Source organism: Oryzifoliimicrobium ureilyticum, assembly GCF_037199735.1.
GTDB classification, from domain to species: Bacteria; Pseudomonadota; Alphaproteobacteria; order Rhizobiales; family Rhizobiaceae; genus Rhizobium; species Rhizobium ureilyticus.
Window position 1 is genome coordinate 1 of sequence record NZ_JBBBVQ010000076.1, and the last position, 890, is coordinate 890.

General features: G+C 57.3%; 2 protein-coding genes. Both read left to right on the top strand.

Annotated elements, in window-relative coordinates; translation table 11 throughout:
- The coding region (locus VQ830_RS28680; protein ID WP_337271535.1) for a hypothetical protein at positions 1 to 234 on the top strand (234 nt) is incomplete at its 5' end.
- A gap of 282 nt (positions 235 to 516) precedes the next feature.
- Positions 517 to 696, top strand: coding sequence for a hypothetical protein (locus VQ830_RS28685; protein ID WP_337271536.1), 180 nt, complete (start codon positions 517 to 519; stop codon positions 694 to 696).
- Positions 697 to 890: the final 194 nt, after the last annotated feature.

Consider the following 890-nt stretch of genomic DNA (forward strand, 5'->3'; position numbering starts at 1 on the left):
AATCCCCCTGAAACGAAAAAGCGGACCGCATGCGGTCCGCTCCAATTCGGTAAGCCGAGTGAAACAATCGTTCAACGCACCGACGGATCAGCGCTCTCGACTATGACCAATATATATCGGTTGCGTGTCGGCTTTTCAAGGGGCGGCTCCGCATGGCTCGCATTCGCCAACGTCCAGCGCTTCACGTCGTGTTTGGCCCGTATCCCGCAGTTGTTGCCATGGACTTTGACCTGATGACTGGAGCGAAAAGAAGACAGCATAAGGTATCGAGAAACGCGACAAGATCCGCATCAGTATGATCATTGTTGGTCGGAGGCGTCTATCGAGGCGTGCCAATCCCGCTCTTGATGGATGGCTTCCTGGTCCAGCCCCGGATCTCCGTCGATCAACCCGCTGACGGGTCCGCTAGCAAGCTGCGGCCGCATCGGCTGACGCCTTTGCGGTGATCGCGACCGGTTCCGGACACTGACGGGAGCCATCGAGCGGGAATGGCCCGCTCCAAAGATGGAGCCTTAGATGAACACCGATCTTTCGCTTGCGCAGAACCACGCCTTCCAGCTTTCCCGCACCCTCATGGTTCCGGTCACACTGTTCAGGTCCGGCGACGAGTTCGGCGTTCTGCCGAGCGACGACCTCGACTGTCGTTTGGCAGTTAAACGGGTTCTTCCTCAATTTCTGTGGTTAACAGAGTATTAGCGCCTCGACCGTTATCTGCGGGGATGCGAATGCAATTAAAATGGTCACCCGGCCCAGGGGTCAAAATTCTTGATATCACCCTTCAAGATGAAGGAAACTGGGTTGTCTCCGCTGCTGCGAAACCGGTCGGCATCTGCCCGGATTGTGGAATGCAAAGTCGGCATCGGCACGGCTGGCACCACCGCCGCCTGCGG